Source organism: Blautia sp. CAG:237 (genome assembly GCF_000436615.1).
GTDB lineage: Bacteria > Bacillota > Clostridia > Lachnospirales > Lachnospiraceae > Blautia_A > Blautia_A intestinihominis.
Genome location: NZ_FR886740.1, coordinates 32,625 through 48,795, shown reverse-complemented (window position 1 = coordinate 48,795; position 16,171 = coordinate 32,625). Strand labels below are relative to the sequence as shown.

General features: G+C 43.4%; 18 protein-coding genes and 1 tRNA gene. 4 read left to right on the top strand and 15 right to left on the bottom strand.

The window, feature by feature from the left end; all coding sequences use genetic code 11:
* The 3 genes from QZL69_RS08110 to pyrF all read right to left on the bottom strand — a co-directional run.
* Positions 1–703 (bottom strand): dihydroorotate dehydrogenase (locus tag QZL69_RS08110; RefSeq protein ID WP_291518972.1); only part of this gene is annotated, 703 nt, incomplete at its 3' end.
* Positions 700–1,482 (bottom strand): dihydroorotate dehydrogenase electron transfer subunit, encoded by a 783-nt coding sequence (locus QZL69_RS08105; protein ID WP_022214715.1) that lies wholly within the window; start codon positions 1,480–1,482, stop codon positions 700–702. The genes QZL69_RS08105 and QZL69_RS08110, both read right to left, overlap by 4 nt.
* A gap of 22 nt (positions 1,483–1,504) precedes the next feature.
* Positions 1,505–2,431, bottom strand: coding sequence for an orotidine-5'-phosphate decarboxylase (gene pyrF / locus QZL69_RS08100; RefSeq protein WP_022214714.1), 927 nt, complete (start codon positions 2,429–2,431; stop codon positions 1,505–1,507).
* Between the two features lie 272 nt (positions 2,432–2,703).
* Between pyrF and QZL69_RS08095 the strand changes: the two genes are divergently transcribed.
* Positions 2,704–2,904, top strand: a complete 201-nt coding sequence (locus QZL69_RS08095; RefSeq protein ID WP_005425201.1) for a cold-shock protein — start codon at positions 2,704–2,706, stop codon at positions 2,902–2,904.
* A gap of 90 nt (positions 2,905–2,994) precedes the next feature.
* On the opposite strand, the gene QZL69_RS08090 is transcribed toward QZL69_RS08095, so the two are convergent.
* Entirely contained in the window at positions 2,995–3,246 is a 252-nt protein-coding gene (locus QZL69_RS08090; protein ID WP_022214713.1) for a hypothetical protein, read from the bottom strand.
* Positions 3,247–3,336: 90 nt separating this feature from the next.
* A complete protein-coding gene (locus QZL69_RS08085; RefSeq protein WP_022214712.1) occupies positions 3,337–4,176 on the bottom strand; it encodes a DegV family protein in 840 nt (279 codons plus the stop codon).
* A 155-nt stretch (positions 4,177–4,331) separates the two neighbouring features.
* On the opposite strand from QZL69_RS08085, the gene QZL69_RS08080 reads away from it, so the two are divergent.
* On the top strand, positions 4,332–4,835 hold the full coding sequence (locus QZL69_RS08080; protein WP_022214711.1) for a DUF5721 family protein: 504 nt from the start codon (positions 4,332–4,334) through the stop codon (positions 4,833–4,835).
* Here the strand turns inward: QZL69_RS08080 and QZL69_RS08075 are convergent.
* From QZL69_RS08075 to QZL69_RS08045, 7 genes are all read right to left on the bottom strand, one after another.
* Positions 4,811–5,194: a sporulation initiation factor Spo0A C-terminal domain-containing protein gene (locus QZL69_RS08075; protein WP_022214710.1), complete on the bottom strand. Its 384-nt coding sequence runs from the start codon at positions 5,192–5,194 to the stop codon at positions 4,811–4,813. The genes QZL69_RS08080 and QZL69_RS08075 overlap by 25 nt on opposite strands.
* A gap of 272 nt (positions 5,195–5,466) precedes the next feature.
* On the bottom strand, positions 5,467–7,527 hold the full coding sequence (gene htpG, locus QZL69_RS08070; RefSeq protein ID WP_022214709.1) for a molecular chaperone HtpG: 2,061 nt from the start codon (positions 7,525–7,527) through the stop codon (positions 5,467–5,469).
* A gap of 120 nt (positions 7,528–7,647) precedes the next feature.
* On the bottom strand, positions 7,648–10,353 hold the full coding sequence (locus tag QZL69_RS08065) for a hypothetical protein (protein ID WP_022214708.1): 2,706 nt from the start codon (positions 10,351–10,353) through the stop codon (positions 7,648–7,650).
* A gap of 173 nt (positions 10,354–10,526) precedes the next feature.
* Entirely contained in the window at positions 10,527–10,784 is a 258-nt protein-coding gene (locus QZL69_RS08060) for a hypothetical protein (protein ID WP_022214707.1), read from the bottom strand.
* A complete protein-coding gene (locus QZL69_RS08055; protein WP_022214706.1) occupies positions 10,784–11,590 on the bottom strand; it encodes a Cof-type HAD-IIB family hydrolase in 807 nt (268 codons plus the stop codon). The genes QZL69_RS08060 and QZL69_RS08055 overlap by 1 nt, the downstream gene beginning before the upstream one ends.
* Positions 11,568–12,248: an HAD family hydrolase gene (locus QZL69_RS08050; RefSeq protein WP_022214705.1), complete on the bottom strand. Its 681-nt coding sequence runs from the start codon at positions 12,246–12,248 to the stop codon at positions 11,568–11,570. Before QZL69_RS08050 ends, QZL69_RS08055 begins: the two co-directional genes overlap by 23 nt.
* A 4-nt stretch (positions 12,249–12,252) precedes the next feature.
* The gene (locus QZL69_RS08045; RefSeq protein WP_022214704.1) at positions 12,253–12,843 is read right to left on the bottom strand and encodes a Maf family protein; all 591 of its coding nucleotides are present in this window, start codon (positions 12,841–12,843) and stop codon (positions 12,253–12,255) included.
* Between the two features lie 190 nt (positions 12,844–13,033).
* On the opposite strand from QZL69_RS08045, the gene QZL69_RS08040 reads away from it, so the two are divergent.
* Positions 13,034–13,106 (top strand) — tRNA-Thr (locus tag QZL69_RS08040).
* A 76-nt stretch (positions 13,107–13,182) separates the two neighbouring features.
* Here the strand turns inward: QZL69_RS08040 and QZL69_RS08035 are convergent.
* Both QZL69_RS08035 and QZL69_RS08030 read right to left on the bottom strand, forming a co-directional pair.
* On the bottom strand, positions 13,183–13,443 hold the full coding sequence (locus tag QZL69_RS08035; protein ID WP_022214703.1) for a Txe/YoeB family addiction module toxin: 261 nt from the start codon (positions 13,441–13,443) through the stop codon (positions 13,183–13,185).
* Complete coding sequence (locus tag QZL69_RS08030) at positions 13,443–13,700, bottom strand: type II toxin-antitoxin system Phd/YefM family antitoxin (RefSeq protein WP_022214702.1); 258 nt, start codon at positions 13,698–13,700, stop codon at positions 13,443–13,445. The genes QZL69_RS08035 and QZL69_RS08030 overlap by 1 nt, the downstream gene beginning before the upstream one ends.
* Positions 13,701–14,125: 425 nt before the next feature.
* Here QZL69_RS08030 and QZL69_RS08025 point away from each other — a divergent pair, with 425 nt between their 5' ends.
* The gene (locus QZL69_RS08025; RefSeq protein WP_022214701.1) at positions 14,126–15,793 is read left to right on the top strand and encodes a glutamine--tRNA ligase/YqeY domain fusion protein; all 1,668 of its coding nucleotides are present in this window, start codon (positions 14,126–14,128) and stop codon (positions 15,791–15,793) included.
* A gap of 73 nt (positions 15,794–15,866) precedes the next feature.
* Here the strand turns inward: QZL69_RS08025 and QZL69_RS08020 are convergent.
* Positions 15,867–16,171 (bottom strand): hypothetical protein (locus QZL69_RS08020; protein ID WP_291518987.1); only part of this gene is annotated, 305 nt, incomplete at its 5' end.

Below are 16,171 nucleotides of genomic sequence, written 5' to 3'. Positions count from 1 at the left end.
AAACAGCCTGCGCCACCTGATAAACCATGCGGACTGCGATCGGCTTCACTGCCGGACCTGACATTCCACCGGTCTTGTTTGCCAGTGCGAAGGTCCTTCTGTTAATATCGATCTTCATTCCTGTCAGAGTATTGATGAGGGAAAGAATATCTGCGCCGCCTGCTTCTGCTGCCTTCGCCATCTCTGTAATGTCAGTCACATTCGGGCTGAGTTTCATGATGATCGGCTGTTTTGCATACTTCTTAACTTCCTTAGTGATCGCTTCCAGAGCTTTCGGATCCTGTCCAAAAGCAATTCCACCTTCTTTGACATTCGGGCAGGAAACATTGATCTCAAGGAGGTCAACCGGTTCATTTCCCAGACGCTCTACAACTTCACAGTAATCCTCGGTGCTTTTTCCACATACATTCACAACGATCTTTGTGTCATACTGCTTCAGAAACGGAATGTCTCTCTTACAGAAAAGGTCGATTCCTGGATTCTGAAGTCCGATTGCATTCAGCATACCGCTTGCTGTCTCTGTTACTCGCGGTGTCGGGTTTCCCGGCCACGGCACATTGGCAACACCCTTGGTCACAACTGCACCAAGACGGTTCAGATCTACAAACTCACTGTATTCGGCTCCGGATCCAAAGGTTCCGGAAGCTGTCATTACAGGATTTTTTAATTCTACTCCCGCAAGAGTCACGCCTGTTTTTATCATAACTCTACCTCCGTGCTTAAGAATACCGGGCCATCCTTGCAGACACGTTTGTTGTGCACCTGAGAATGTGCGTCGATTTCTTTTGATCTGCAGACACATGCAAGACAGGCTCCAACGCCGCATGCCATACGCTCCTCCATGGAGATCCAGCATGTGATATTTTTTTCTGCTGCATATTCCTTGAGGGCACGAAGCATAGGTGTCGGTCCGCAGGCAAAGATCACCTCTGCTTCCAGGGCTTTCTCCTTGATTGCGTTGAGGACATTACCTTTGGTTCCTGCACTTCCATCCTCTGTCGCCACATAGACATCTGCATATTTCTCAAACTCATCATTCAGAAAAAGCTCATCTCTGTAGCCGAGAATGGCTGTCTTCTCTGCCTTAAGTTCTTTGGCAGTCTGAAGCATCGGCGGAATTCCGATGCCTCCTCCGATCAGGAACACTTTCTTTCCTTCAGCTTCTTCAAGCGGAAATCCGTTACCGAGAGGTCCCATTGCCTCCACCTGGATTCCAGGGTGAAGTCTGGAAAATTCCTCTGTTCCTGTATTTTTGCCTGTCACACGATATACAAGACGGATCCTGCCATTCTCTCTGTCAATCTCGCAGATACTGATCGGACGCGGAAGGAGCTTGCTTCCATTTCTTGTGTATAAGGATAAAAACTGTCCCGGTCTGGCAGCTTCTGCCATACGGTCAGCCTGAAGCCACATACTGAAGATCCCTGTGCCGATCTCCTCCTGACTTACGATCTTAAGACTTTCTTTTGTCTTTGTGCTCATTTGTCTTCCTCCAAAAATCATCTTAGCGGTTGTTAAGTGCTCCGCTGATATCCTCGATCATCACCTCTACTGCCTTACGGGATGCATCTGCATAGTTCAGTTCTCCGAAAGATGCGTATGCTTCCTGCTTGTATGCAGCAATGATTCCTCTGGAAGAGTTTACGATCGCGCCGAGTCCGTCTTCATTAAAGAAGTGAACAAGATCTGCGCCCTTGCCGCCCTGTGCACCGTATCCAGGTACAAGAATAAATGTCTTCGGCATCAGTTTACGGAGGATTTTGCCCATTTCCGGATAAGTTGCTCCGACAACAGCTCCGATGTAGCTGTATTCTTTGCCCATGTGGTCTTCACCCCACTGTGCAACCTTCTCTCCTACCCATTCATAAAGCGGTCTGCCATCGATCACTCGATCCTGAAATTCACCGCTTGATGGATTAGATGTTTTGACAAGGATAAAAAGTCCCTTGTTTTCTTCTTTGCAGACATCGATGAATGGTTTCACACCATCAGATCCGAGATATGGATTGACTGTTGCAAAGTCCTCATCAAATCCGGCATATTTCTTACTTCCTACCTGCACATGTCCGAGATGTCCGACTGCATATGCTGCGGATGTAGATCCGATGTCACCTCTCTTGATATCGCCGATCACTACAAGATCTTTGGATTTGCAGTAATCTACGGTCTTTTTATATGCCTGAAGCCCTGGAATCCCAAACTGTTCGTACATTGCGATCTGCGGTTTCACTGCCGGGATCAGATCATAAGTTGCATCAACGATGCCTTTGTTAAACTGCCAGATTGCCTCTGCAGCACCTTCCAGTGTCTCCCCGAATTCCGCAAACGCATTCTCCTGGATATGCTTCGGAATATAGTTCAGCATCGGATCCAGTCCTACTACGATCGGTGCATTTGTTTTACGGATTTTTTCAATAAGTTTGTTAATCATAACGGCTCCTCCTGGAATTTATCTTTGTAATTATTTATGTACAATACGTTATCACCAACATCATACACGAAATATTTGATTTAATAAAGTCTTTTTTAAATAACCTTGACAATTTTATCCACCGGATATATAATTCAGACATAGACCAATAGATTCTTAATGTAAAATCACTAGTTTTTAGAGATTATATATTATTAATATAGTCTGTAAAATCTGGTGATTTTTGTCGTCAGATGGTCTTTTAACTTTTTATTTTTTATGGAGGTAACATCATGAACAAGGGAACTGTAAAATGGTTCAACGCAGAAAAAGGCTATGGTTTCATCACAGGAGAGGATGGAGCTGACGTATTCGTACACTTCTCTGCAATCAATGGCGAAGGATTCAAATCCTTAGACGAAGGACAGGCAGTAACTTATGATTTAACAGAAGGCGCTCGCGGAATGCAGGCTGCTAACGTTACAAAATTATAATTAACATCCGATACTTCAGGTTTTATAACCATTCAACAAAAAACCCCAGCTGGATCAGCCGGGGTTTTTTATTGTTCATTTTCATTTGGCTTATTGTGTATCGGAAGAAAGTCCTGATACATAATTATCGATCGCTGAAGTATCTACAACCGTTTCCTTCACTACGGAAGCTTCCTTGGCAGTTATCTTTGCATATGCGGAAAATCCGATCCATGCAACCATACACACACAGATTGCTACCCATGCAAGGATCTCTAATCTGTCGATCAGTTTCTCTTTTCTGGCTGCTCTGCTGCGGTTGTTCTTACCAGCTTTGTAGCTGTCTACTTTTTTCTGACTCATTTGCGAATCTCCTTTGCTGCATATAAGTACTCATTGCATTATAGCACAGGAAAGTCCAAAAGTGAAGTACCTTTCCGGGATATTCCAGGCTTATACGGCAACGATCACGCCTCCGTCATTTGCATACATGCTGCTTACACCTGCAGTATCCAGGATTACAATATCCTTCACGTTCATGCGCTCCTGAAGTGCATTTCGAAGAAGGACTGCTCTCTCATGGCAGTTGCAGTGTGAGATCGCGAGTGTCTTGGTTTCACTATTCTGTGTCTTGGCTACGATCTGTTCTGCCATTTTGACCAGTGCTTTATTCATTCCGCGCGCCTGATCAAGCTGACAGATACTTCCTTCATCTGTAGATCCCATGACCGGTTTGATCTTCAGTGCGCTGGCAACAAGTGCCTTTGCTTTGCTGAGTCTTCCATTCTTGCGAAGTGTTTCCAGATTATCCAGTACAAAGAAGGTGTGCTGTCCTGCAATATATGCATCCACAGTCTCAATTACTTTCTCAAAGGAATACCCGGCTTCTTCACACTCCTGGATCTTCATCGCGATCAGGGTCTGACCGACAGAAGCCGATCTGGAATTAAAAACATGGATCTGTCTGCCCGGTTTCTCCTCATTCAAAAGATTACTTCCCAGAACTGCACTGTTATAAGAACCGCTGAGTTCTGCTGAGAGTGTCACTGCATAGATATGATCTGCTTCACAGTCAAAAGCCCTCATATAACGTTCCGGAGAAGGACACGCTGATTTCGGGCACTCCGGGCATGCAGCTACTTTCTTAAGGAAATCTGCCTGATCAAAAGTCTCATCATCTATAATATTCTCGCCGCCTACATTCAAAGTAAGCGCTACCGATTCAAAATGTTCATTATTCTTCCATTCTTCTAACAATTCACCGCAACTATCTATAATAATCTTATAACTCAATTATATCGTCCTCTTTCCCGTAATATGTAGTTTCGAATACCACATCTATATTAACATATAGCCCATTGTTTGAAAAGAGTTTTTGTAAAAACTATATTCTTTTTTTCAGTTCTGCTTTATAATAGAAGCAACAGTAAACAGAAAGGAGTTCTTTAATGCTTGCACTCAAGATCAATACTACCAAAGCTTTTATGCACAAATTACTGATCGGAGATACCTTCCATATATTTTCTCTGGCCGAAGCATCCATTACAACCTTTAACCAGTTCCATATAGACGGAAAACTACATATGGATTTTTTTGACACTGATACTGCACAGCAGTTATCTGAAAACGGTGACATTTACTCTTCCTGGAAAGATGTAAAATCCTATTGTTATTCCATCATACGGGGAAAGCTCCCGCCTCTCCAGTTTAAATTTGTAATGCGTCTTTCGCCCCAACAGATGATGCTTCTTCCTCTTTCAGAAGACCCGTCTGTTCCCGCCGATGAAATTTCGGATCTGTTCCTGAATATTCAATACAAAAACCATGAATTATTCTGTACAACGGGTACCTTTTCCAGACTTTTTACACTGGACAAAACTTTCGAAACTACATGGGATAATGCTGTGATGAATTTTTTCAGAGGACATCAGATTGATTTCACCATATTATAATCTGGATATAATTTTCTGTCAGAATGCGTCGTCTCAATTTCCATCTGCATCAGATAATATGCCATCATATCTATAAATTCGCTGTTTGTCGGCTTATAACGCAATGGATAACCGGCAATTTCATTCATGGCTTCTTTATTTGATTCCCAACAGACATTGATCACCGTTCGGATATCATGTTCCACATTTACCGGTGTGGACTTAAACTGTTTTGCCAGAGATGGATATATATCTTTTGTGATTTTTATAGGATGATCCTGAATTTCCATGAACATTCTTACCGCTTCTGCCACATAGTAATAACCTTTATATTTGGAAGTTACTCCTAATTGCCGTATCAACCGATATACTTTTCTCATACCTTTTTCCCTCCGGTTTTTTCTTTCTCAATATTATACGACATATTTTGCTTCATTTCTCATATCCTAGCAAAATAGTCTTTCCTCGATAAAAGATTACATTTCCGGAAAAATATCTCGATTTTTCGACAAAAACAACATCTACATACAAAAATAGCATAAAAATTTTTGTACCATTTGTCAATCATGCAAAAGAAATTCCCGGATGTGGTTTTTGACTGTTGTCCACATCCGGGAATTTGGAAATTAATCTTACATTTTCTAATAAAATTTTATTTAGCAATCATCATCAGGATGTCATTGCTTCTCTGAACAAACTTGGTCATCTCATCTGGCGAAAGCTGTTTATGGCTGATCATAGCCAGATCATACAGTTGCTCGCAGATCACTGCTGCATGTTCAGACTCCTGATTCTTGCCGAGGAACTGTACCAGCGGATGGTTTGCATTGAGTACCAGTGTCTCCTGTCCACCAAACATGGACGGATCCATTCCATACATGTTGTACATCTTCATCATATCCTGCATACGGCGGCTCTCCTCAGAAAGCATCATCATTGCAGCTACGGAGTCATTCTTGAGGTTCTCTACTTTGACTTCGAGTTTCTCTTTGCCAAGGCTCTTGCGGAACAGATCTGTCAGAGTCTTTGTTGTCTCTTCATCTGCAGCACCCTCTCCCTTGAGTTCTTCTGTAAGATCAGCATCAATTCTCTTGAACTGGATGGTCTGGTCCTTCTGCTCAAGATGAGAAATGAAGGCAGTGTCGATATTGTGTGACAGGATCACTGCATTCTTGCCTGCTTCCTTGAACATGTTGATGTACTGGCTCTGCTGTACCGGATCTGTTACATAGAAGATGGTTGTCTTCTCCGGCTCTTTGTTCTCATCATCATCTTTCTTTTCTTCTGACTCTGCTTCTTTTGTTTCGGAAGTCTCTTCTCTTTCTTCTTTCTTGTTCTGCTCGATGCAGTCCTTGAGAGTCATATATTTGTTATCCAGGTCTTTGAACAGAATGTAGTCATGCAGTTTCTCTGCAAACTTCGCATCCTTGATGCAGCCATATTTGATGAACGGGCTGATGTCATCCCAGTATTTCTCATAGGATTCACGGTCAGTCTTGCACATGCCTGTCAGCTTGTCTGCAACTTTCTTGGAAATGTATTCAGAAATCTTCTGAACAAATCCGTCATTCTGCAGGGCACTTCTGGATACGTTCAGCGGAAGATCCGGGCAGTCGATCACGCCTTTGAGAAGGAGCAGGAATTCCGGAATGACTTCCTTGATATTGTCTGCGATGAATACCTGGTTGTTGTACAGTTTGATGGTTCCTTCGATGGAATCATATTCTGTGTTGATCTTCGGGAAGTACAGGATACCTTTGAGGTTGAACGGATAATCCATGTTCAGATGGATCCAGAACAGAGGCTCCTTGTAATCCATAAATACTTTGCGGTAGAAATCCTTGTAATCCTCATCGCTGCATTCATTCGGATGTCTCATCCACAGCGGATTCGGATCACTTAAGGATACCGGGCGTTTGTTGATCTTTACTTTGTCCTTTGCAGGTGAAACTTCTACGACTTCTTTCTCGCCGTTTTCGTTTTCCTTTTCTTCTGTCTTGGCGTCTTCGTGGATGTGTTCTACAACTACATCGTCATCGCGAAGTTCAGATTCATCAATCGTCTCATATTCCTGCTCTGCGTTTGCTTTGGACAGGTAGATGTTCACCGGCATAAAGGAACAGTATTTCTCGATTACTTCACGCATGCGGTATTCATTACAGAACTCCAGGCTCTCTTCGTTCAGGAATAAGGTGATCTCTGTACCTGGTGTGGTTCTGTCGCCGTCCTGCATATCATATTCTGTACCGCCATCACAAGTCCAGTGTACTGCTGTTGCTCCATCCTTATAGGAAAGTGTATCAATGTGCACCTCATCAGCAACCATGAATGCAGAATAAAATCCCAGTCCGAAATGTCCGATCATCTGGTCATCTGTTGTTTTATCTTTGTATTTCTCAAGGAATTCTGTTGCACCGGAAAAAGCGATCTGTGTGATGTATTCTTCTACTTCATCACCAGTCATACCGATACCGTTATCAATGAATTTCAGGGTTTTGGCATCCGGATCCACTACTACCTGAACTGCTGCTTTATAGTCATCCGGGAAAGTGTACTCTCCCATTACTTCCAGTTTCTTAAGTTTGGTGATCGCATCACATCCGTTGGATACAAGCTCTCTTACAAAGATATCATGGTCTGAATACAGCCATTTCTTTATGATAGGAAAAATATTTTCACTGTTAATTGACAAATTTCCATGTTTTGCTGCCATTTAAAAACACGCTCCTTTGTTTCTTTAATTTCATTTTTTATATATACTAATACCATTTTTTGCAAAAGTCAAGGAAAAATTAGCACTCATTTAAAATGAGTGCTAACAAAATATATTTTATTATTTCTTTTTCTTCTTGTAATAGATCACGCCGTATACAGCTCCTGCTGCAATAATCAAGATGACCACAAATGGAATGATATCCGTTGGATCATTTGTCTTGACAGATTTTTTCTGATTTGCAGATGGAGTAAGATTTGTTCCCGGTGCTGTGACCTTCGCCTCTGAAATACTGAAAGCTACCTGTTTGGTATCCTGACTGTCAGTATTTTTCCAGTTTTTGCCATTGTACTGCTGCTGCTGGAAAACGACTTTCAATGTATAATCACCGCTCTTGGAAAGTCCGAAGCATGCTGTATAAGGAGCTTTATCCCATGCATTTGTATTGATGACAGTCCAGTTCAGCGGAACATAACGGATATCACCTTTCTTAGGAGAATTGTTGTCCATTCCTGCTCCTACTGCTGTGAAAGAGATTTTGGACTGAGTTGTATAAACGCCATTTACCTCAATTCCTGTTATCTTATTATCATCTGCGGAGACAGTCTTTGGTGTATAGGCTTCTACATTTACTTTAACATAGGCTAACAGATCTATATTATTGTTATTGTCCACGCCATCCGGAAGTGTTACTGCTCCTTTGACTGTAAAACTCTGTGCTGCTGTATCAGCGGCATTATAAGAACAGTTCTTGACATCCCAGGCTACTTTGGCTTTGGCCTTTCCTCCGGTAGTCTCGATCACTACTGTGGACGGCAGTTTCAGCTTCTGTGCATCTTTGGCTGTGCCATTTGCAATTCCGCTGATCTCTGATGGATTCTGGATCTTTGTAAGAGAAACAGTTCCTTTGAGTACCTGGAAGGATGCCTTGCACACAGTTTCTGTCGCCGCTGAAGCAATCGTGATATTTTCCTGATAACTATTTACGTCCAGGCCATCCTTCGGTGCTACTGTAAATACCGCTGATTCTCCTGGCTGGATTGTCAGTCCGGTGGCTGCTGTTATCGTGAAATATTTTGCAGAAGGCTGTACAAGTGTCTCTGCCACATTTCCATTGTTTGTAACAGTGATCTGCTGTGCACTGACTCCGCTGTATCCTTTCTTTGCACTTGCAAAATCAAGTGTATCTGTTGAGATTCCAAGACTGTGGCTCGCTGTATTTACAGTAACCGTTGCCGTGATCACGATCCCCTGTCCGGAAGTTGTATCATTGATCGTAAATGCCTCTGTATAGGTACCGGCACTCAGCCCATTCTTCGGGCGCACGGTAAATGTTGCTGTACCTCCATTTGCACTGATTTCCTGTGCAGATAATGCCGCATCAAAATATTTAATTTCTCCCTGATCACTGTATATATCTGACAGAACTGCATCTGCATTGCCTTCATTGGTCAGTGTGATCGTCTGTGCCTGCGGTGCCTCTGTATAGCCTTCTACGACACTGCCAAAATCTGCCGCGCCTGTATCGGCATTTACCTTACTCACTGCCGGTACCTGTGTCGGTTCCGATGTTGGTGTATCCTGTGGTGTCTCCGTCGGCTCCGGTGTCGGTGTATCTTGTGGTGTCTCTGTCGGTTCCGGTGTCGGTGTATCCTGCGGCACCTCCGTCGGTTCCGGTGTATCTTCACTTTCGACAGTCATTTGTGCTTTGAAAGAAGCTGTTGCTCCTTCTTCTGTCTTATATGTGATCGTATCCTCATAACTGCCAGGCTCTGTTCCAACCCGCGGTGCGATCCATACCTGTACGCTCTGACCGGCTTCCAGAGGCTCGGTGATATCCTGGACTGCAAAATGCTCCGGGCTTATATCTATGAAATTCAGAGTTTCTGTACCGGTATTTTTGATGGTCACATACTGTGCCTGTTCGTCTTCCTGTCCTGAAACAACCGTGCCAAATGCCAAAACATCACTGCTTCCGTCGCCGACTTCTGCTTCTGCCTGATAAGATGCCTCATCTGTATCTGACGGACTTTCTGTTTCTGTATTATCTTCTGTGTTATTGTATGTTCCATCTTCTTTTGCTTCCGGGATTCCTTCTACAGAAGTGCTTCCAGCCTCCTCTGAATCCTGTTCGTTCTTTTCTGTGCTGCCAGTTTCATCCGCAGGCTGTAATTCTTCCTGATATTCGTTCTGTTCCAGTTCTTCTTCAGAGTTTTCATTCTCCTGCTCTGATGATTCTGCATCATTTGTTGCTGCCGGAATGCCATCTACAGATTCTGATCCGGCCTCGTTATCATTCGCTGCCTCCGGAATTTCCTGTGTTTCCTCTGATGAAGCATCCTCTGCTGTGGAGGTATCCTGATTCTGTTCCTCTGTTGAAGCTTCTGTATTCTGTTCTGTTTCTGCTGCTTTAGGATCTGCTGTCTCTGTAACAGTCGCTGTCACAGCTGTCAGACTGCCGCTGAATCCCTTATCCTCCAAACCGGTAATCGTCAGAACGATCTTTGAATCTATATCATCTTTGGTGATCGTATAAGTTTTTTCTTTACTGAGGGATTTCAGTTCAGGTTTCTCTCCCTGCTGTTCTTTCTTTTCATCATCGGAAGTTTTGCGAAACCACTGATAACTGACACTGTCCTCTGTTATCCCTTCGTTCTTTATCCCCTGCATATCTGCTTTCAATGTCGTTCCTGCTACTGCCGTGCCCTGGATCTTGAGCTGTCCATCCAGCACAGCGGCGGTTGTCTCTGCAAATACTGTCACCGGCAGCAGCGACAATATCATAAACACAGACATAATGATCGCCAGAAATCTCCTTCTGTTCATAATTTTCCTCCTTTTTGGGTTTCTATCACAAATATTCACGGATATGACCCTTTTATTGATACTATATTCCCCACTTCCCGTATCGTCATTATAGCATGACAGGGAAAGGCTATGTAATTTCTATTTTACATAACCTTTCCCTGTCATAAAAAATTTCTACTTCAAATATCGGCTCACCCTTCTACCAGAAGATATCCGCCTGACGGAAGAACAAATACTTCACTTGCATCTTCCAGTTCCTCATCTGTCATTCCACTGATGTCTGCACCTGCTTCATCAAAGTATGCACGTACTTCTTTGAGCGTTTTCAGCTCTACCGCCATACAGTCTTCAAGGAATTCTTCTGCTTCCTCATAGGAAGATGCAACTGCTTCGTCAAAAAGCTGTCCCTGGTTTTTGAGAAATGTTTCTACGCTTTCTTCTGTATACATTATTTAATTACCTCCTCTATGTTTCCACCTGCGCGGATCAGTTTCTTAAGAATATATTCTACGCGCTCTGTCTGATAAGACGCTGCTTTTTTGACCCCCGGCTTCGCGTGAGCCATGGCAAAACTGTATGGTACGGATTCCAGCATCGCAATGTCATTATACTCATCACCAAACACAATACATTCTTCCGGTCTGATACCAAGCAGTTTCTGATATTCCCTGAGACCTTTTGCCTTATTGGTCTCAAACGGGATAAAATCAACCCAGGCAAAACCGGATGTCACTACCGTACATCTGTCTCCGAACCGTTCCTTCCAGTACCGGATAGAATCCTCCTGGATTCCTTCCCTTTCGTATACAGCTACTTTCATGCATGGCTCTGTTATCTCATCAAAGCTATCGATCTCTTTGCAGTTATTTTTGACCACATTCAGCATCAGGTCTCTGTAATGCTCTGTCTTTGGACGGATGTAATAAAAATCCTTAGTCGAACAGGTAAAGTCGGCATCCTTCTTATCATAGATCGCTTCTACGATTTCTCTGACAAGTTCCTTCGGAAAGCTGTCCTGATAGAGTACTTTCTCATTCTGGATCGCCAGACCGCCGTTTTCAGCAATAAACGCCATGTCATCCACCACCGGTGCAAACATGCGCTTCATATTTGCATACTGTCTGCCGCTTGCTGCCACAAACAAAATGCCAAGTTCTTTTAGTTCTTTTATTAATGGAAAAAGTTCTTCCGGCAGACTCTGCGCTCCGTTGAGCAGCAAAGTCCCATCCAGATCACTTGCAACCAGTTTGATCATGATTCAGTCCCTCATATATCTTAAGTAAATCTTCTGGTTTCTCCGCAACGATCTCTGCACCGCTGCTTTCAAGTTCTTCTCTGTCACGGAATCCCCATAAAGCACCGATCGTATGCATGCCTGCCGCTGTACCGGTTTCCATATCTGTCCTGGTGTCTCCGATATACATACACTCTTCTGAAGAAGCACCGAATTCTGCTGCTGCTTTAAGCGGACCGTCCGGTGCCGGTTTCCTGCGGATCGCATCGCTCTGTCCGATCACCAGGTCAAAATATCCCGGGAACATCTTGTCGATCACCTTGACTGCGGCTATATGCGGCTTGTTGGAGCAGACAGCAAGCTTCACTCCTGCATTCTTCAGTGTCTGAAGTGTGTCCCTGATTCCTTCATACGGAACTACCTTATATAAAGGATCCTCGTCAAATTTCTTTCTGTAAAGAGCCCTGCACTCCTCAAAATGGGTAAGTTCCGGGTCTCCGGCATCTTTGAGGCAGCGGCGTACCAGCATATCTGCTCCCTCACCGCTGTAATATTTAAAATTCTCTGTCGGCTGTTCCTTAAGTCCCATTCCCCTGAGGATCTCATTGGCAACGTATGCCATAGAATCCAGTGTATTTGCCAGGGTGCCGTCCAGATCAAAAATACATGCTTTTATCATGATCTTATCCTCGTAATTCTATTCCATGTTTCTTCGTTTCGTAAAACAGTCTGCCCACAGGAAGGCCTACTACATTTGTATAGTCCCCGCGGATTCCCTTTACATAAGCACCAAATCCGCCCTGGATACCGTAGCTTCCTGCCTTGTCCATCGGTTCGCCCGTTGCTACATATGCCCTGATTTCTTCCTCGGAAACCGGATAGAAAGAAACATCTGTACATTCTGCAAAAGTGATCGTTTCCCATTTGGAATCCTTACGTTCCATAACTGTCACTCCGGTATAGACCTGATGCGTATTCCCCTGGAGCATGGATAATGTATTTACCGCATCCTCTTCATTCTTTGGTTTGCCAAGGATCTTATTATCAAAAGATACGATCGTATCTGCTCCCAGAATGACCGTTCCTTCTTCCATGTCAAATTTCAACGCCGTCGCCATTGCTTTCTGCAGGGACAGTTCCTTTACGATGTCTTCCGGAATCTTCTTCGTGATCTTTTCCTCGCTGTTCCCAGGACATACCTGAAAGATCACTCCGGCATTCGCCAGAAGTTCTCTCCTTCTCGGAGATGCCGAAGCAAGTATGATTTTTCTCATAATTCAAGTCTTCCTTTACTTTTCTTCTGTTCCAGTATACCCTGTCCCTTTCAAACTGGCAACTATCAAAATAGCAAAAAGTATTCCTCAAAAAAGATCAAAAAAAGTTAAAATAAAGTGTTGACAACTTCTTGTACTTCTGTTAATATTATCAACTGTGAGCGGCAGATAAACGCTTCACAAAGTAATTGCTGATGTGGCTCAGTCGGTAGAGCGTCGCCTTGGTAAGGCGGAGGTCACGGGTTCGATTCCCGTCATCAGCTTTATTTTTTTGCCTATTTTACAGTGTTTTCGGTTACTTTTTCAGCACATCCCTCTTATCCCCTCACCATCTCACACTCATCTTGCATAGTGATACCTGCAAGCCAGCATATAGATATTTTCATCATCTATCTGATAAATAAGCCTGTCCTTATCATTAATGCGTCTTGACCAAAATCCTGCCAAATTACCTGTCAATGGTTCCGGCTTACCGATTCCCTGATTACCATTCCTGCATATATCCTCTATCAGAGCATTAATCTTCTTCAGTGTCTTTTTGTCTTCTGTTTCCCAGTAAACGTAGTCTTCCCATCCGTTCTGTGTGAACACTTTATTCATCATTCAACCTCTTTTAACTTATGAATACCTGCTTTTCCTGCCTGTAACTGTTTCTTTGATTCCATGATCCAGTCATAATTTGCCCGATCTTCCATAAGATAGAGATTTTCCATAAGATTATTGTAGGATTCTTCCGACATCATTACCACGTTTCTATTGTTTTTGCGAGTAACTATCATGGTTTCGTAATCATCTGTGACCTTATCCATATAATTTTTCATATTCTCTCGTAAATTTGTATAGTTCACCGCTAACATATGCAGTCCTCCTTTTCTGTACAGTATTCTGTACTTTTATTATACGTACAGTATATGCGGCTGTCAATGATCTATACGAAAGCTGACCAAAAAGAGAGGCAACTGAAAACTCAATTGCCTCTCTCTGATATGCTTCTCTCTAAAATATTGTCGGATTGTATAATACCGTTTCTTCGCCTGTTTCATTCTGTTATTTGTCATATGTGTGGGATTTCCTCCTTGTTTTATTTTGAATTATGTTATACAATATAAAAGTTATCTAACTTTCTATACACTTTGCATTTATACTGTGATATAATGCAAAGTAATCAAAACCAGATTTTCGATGAAAACCTTGTATTTTCTTGATTTTTTGACTGTTAGGATAATCAAAAGTAATCAAGCCGAAAGTCTGGAAACCATTGAATCACTCAGGAGGGACAGAGATGGAAAACGAAACTGTTTCCAAAAATTTTATTGAGAACATCATTGACGAGGATCTGGCCGAAGGTGTTTATGATACCGTACACACCCGTTTCCCACCGGAACCGAACGGGTACCTCCATATCGGACATGCCAAATCCATTCTTTTAAACTATGGACTTGCACAGAAATACAACGGCAAATTCAACATGCGTTTCGATGATACCAACCCGACCAAAGAAAAGAGCGAATTTGTAGAGTCCATCAAAGCGGACATCAAATGGCTCGGTGCTGACTGGGAAGACAGACTTTTCTTTGCGTCTGATTATTTCCCGCAGATGTATGAAGCTGCTGTCAAGCTCATCAAGAAGGGCAAAGCTTATGTCTGCGATCTGACTGCCGATCAGATCCGCGAATACCGTGGTACTCTTACAGAGCCAGGCAAAGAAAGCCCATACCGTAACCGCAGCGTCGAAGAAAACCTTCAGCTTTTTGAAGAAATGAAAGACGGCAAATACCAGGATGGAGAGAAAGTTCTCCGTGCCAAGATCGATATGGCATCCCCGAACATGAACATGCGTGACCCGGTCATCTACCGTGTTGCTCATATGACTCACCACAGAACCGGCGATACCTGGTGCATCTATCCAATGTACGACTTTGCTCATCCGATCGAGGATGCGATCGAGGGAATCACACATTCTATCTGTACACTGGAATTTGAGGATCACAGACCGCTTTATGACTGGGTAGTAAGAGAACTGGAATACCCGCAGCCACCGAAGCAGATCGAATTTGCAAAATTATACCTGACAAACGTTGTTACCGGCAAGCGTTACATCAAGAAACTTGTTGAGGACGGCATCGTAGACGGATGGGATGATCCGCGTCTCGTTTCCATCGCCGCTCTCCGCAGAAGAGGTTTCACTCCGGAATCCATCAAGATGTTCGTTGAACTCTGCGGTGTATCCAAGGCCAACAGTTCCGTTGACTACGCTATGCTTGAATACTGTATCCGTGAGGATCTCAAGCTCAAACGTCCGCGTATGATGGCAATCCTTGATCCGATCAAACTCGTGATTGACAACTATCCGGAAGGTCAGGTTGAATACCTGGAAGCTCCGAACAACATGGAAAACGAAGCTCTCGGAACACGTAAGCTTCCATTTGGCAAGGAGCTTTATATCGAGCGTGAGGACTTCATGATCGAGCCTCCACGTAAATACAAGAGACTTTTTGTAGGTGCTGAAGTTCGTCTTATGAACGCTTACTTCGTTACCTGTACAGGATATGAAGCAGATGATGACGGTACTGTACGTGTTGTACACTGTACTTACGATCCTGCTACCAAGGGCGGCAACGCTCCTGACGGACGTAAAGTCAAAGGAACGATCCACTGGGTAGAAGCTTCCAATGCAGGCAAAGCAACCGTTCGTCTCTACGAAAACATCGTAGATGAAGAAAAGGGTGTTTACAACAAAGAAGACGGTTCCCTCAATGTGAACCCGAATTCTCTGACCACCGTAACTGCTTATGTAGAGCCAGCTCTTATGGAAGCCAAAGGATACGACAGCTTCCAGTTCGTAAGAAACGGATTCTTCTGTGCAGATATCCACGACTCCAAAGAAGGCGAGCCGGTATTCAACCGCATCGTTTCTCTCAAGAGTTCCTTCAAGCTTCCCAAAGCCTGATCCAGATTCACGCAATTACGCAAAAGTGCCCCGCCGGTAGTTGATCCGGCGAGACACTTTTTATTTAATGAAATTATTCTTCTGTTTCAGGAGCTTTTTCTTCTGCTTCTTCTGTTTCCTGAACTTCTTCTTTTATTTCTTCTTCAAGAGCTTCTTCAGCCTCTGTTTCCTCTGCTTCTTCTTCCGCAGATTCCTCTACAGCTTCTTCGCTTTCTTCCCATGCTTCAAAGGATTCGTGAGCTTCTTTCTTTTCTTCTTTCTTCGGCTCTTCCTCTTCTTCAAAGTCATCATCGAAATCGTCGTCAAAATCGTCCTCGAAATCCTCGAGAGGTTTCTTCTTGAATGCCAGTGCTGCTACAGCTCCTGCCGCTGCGGCTG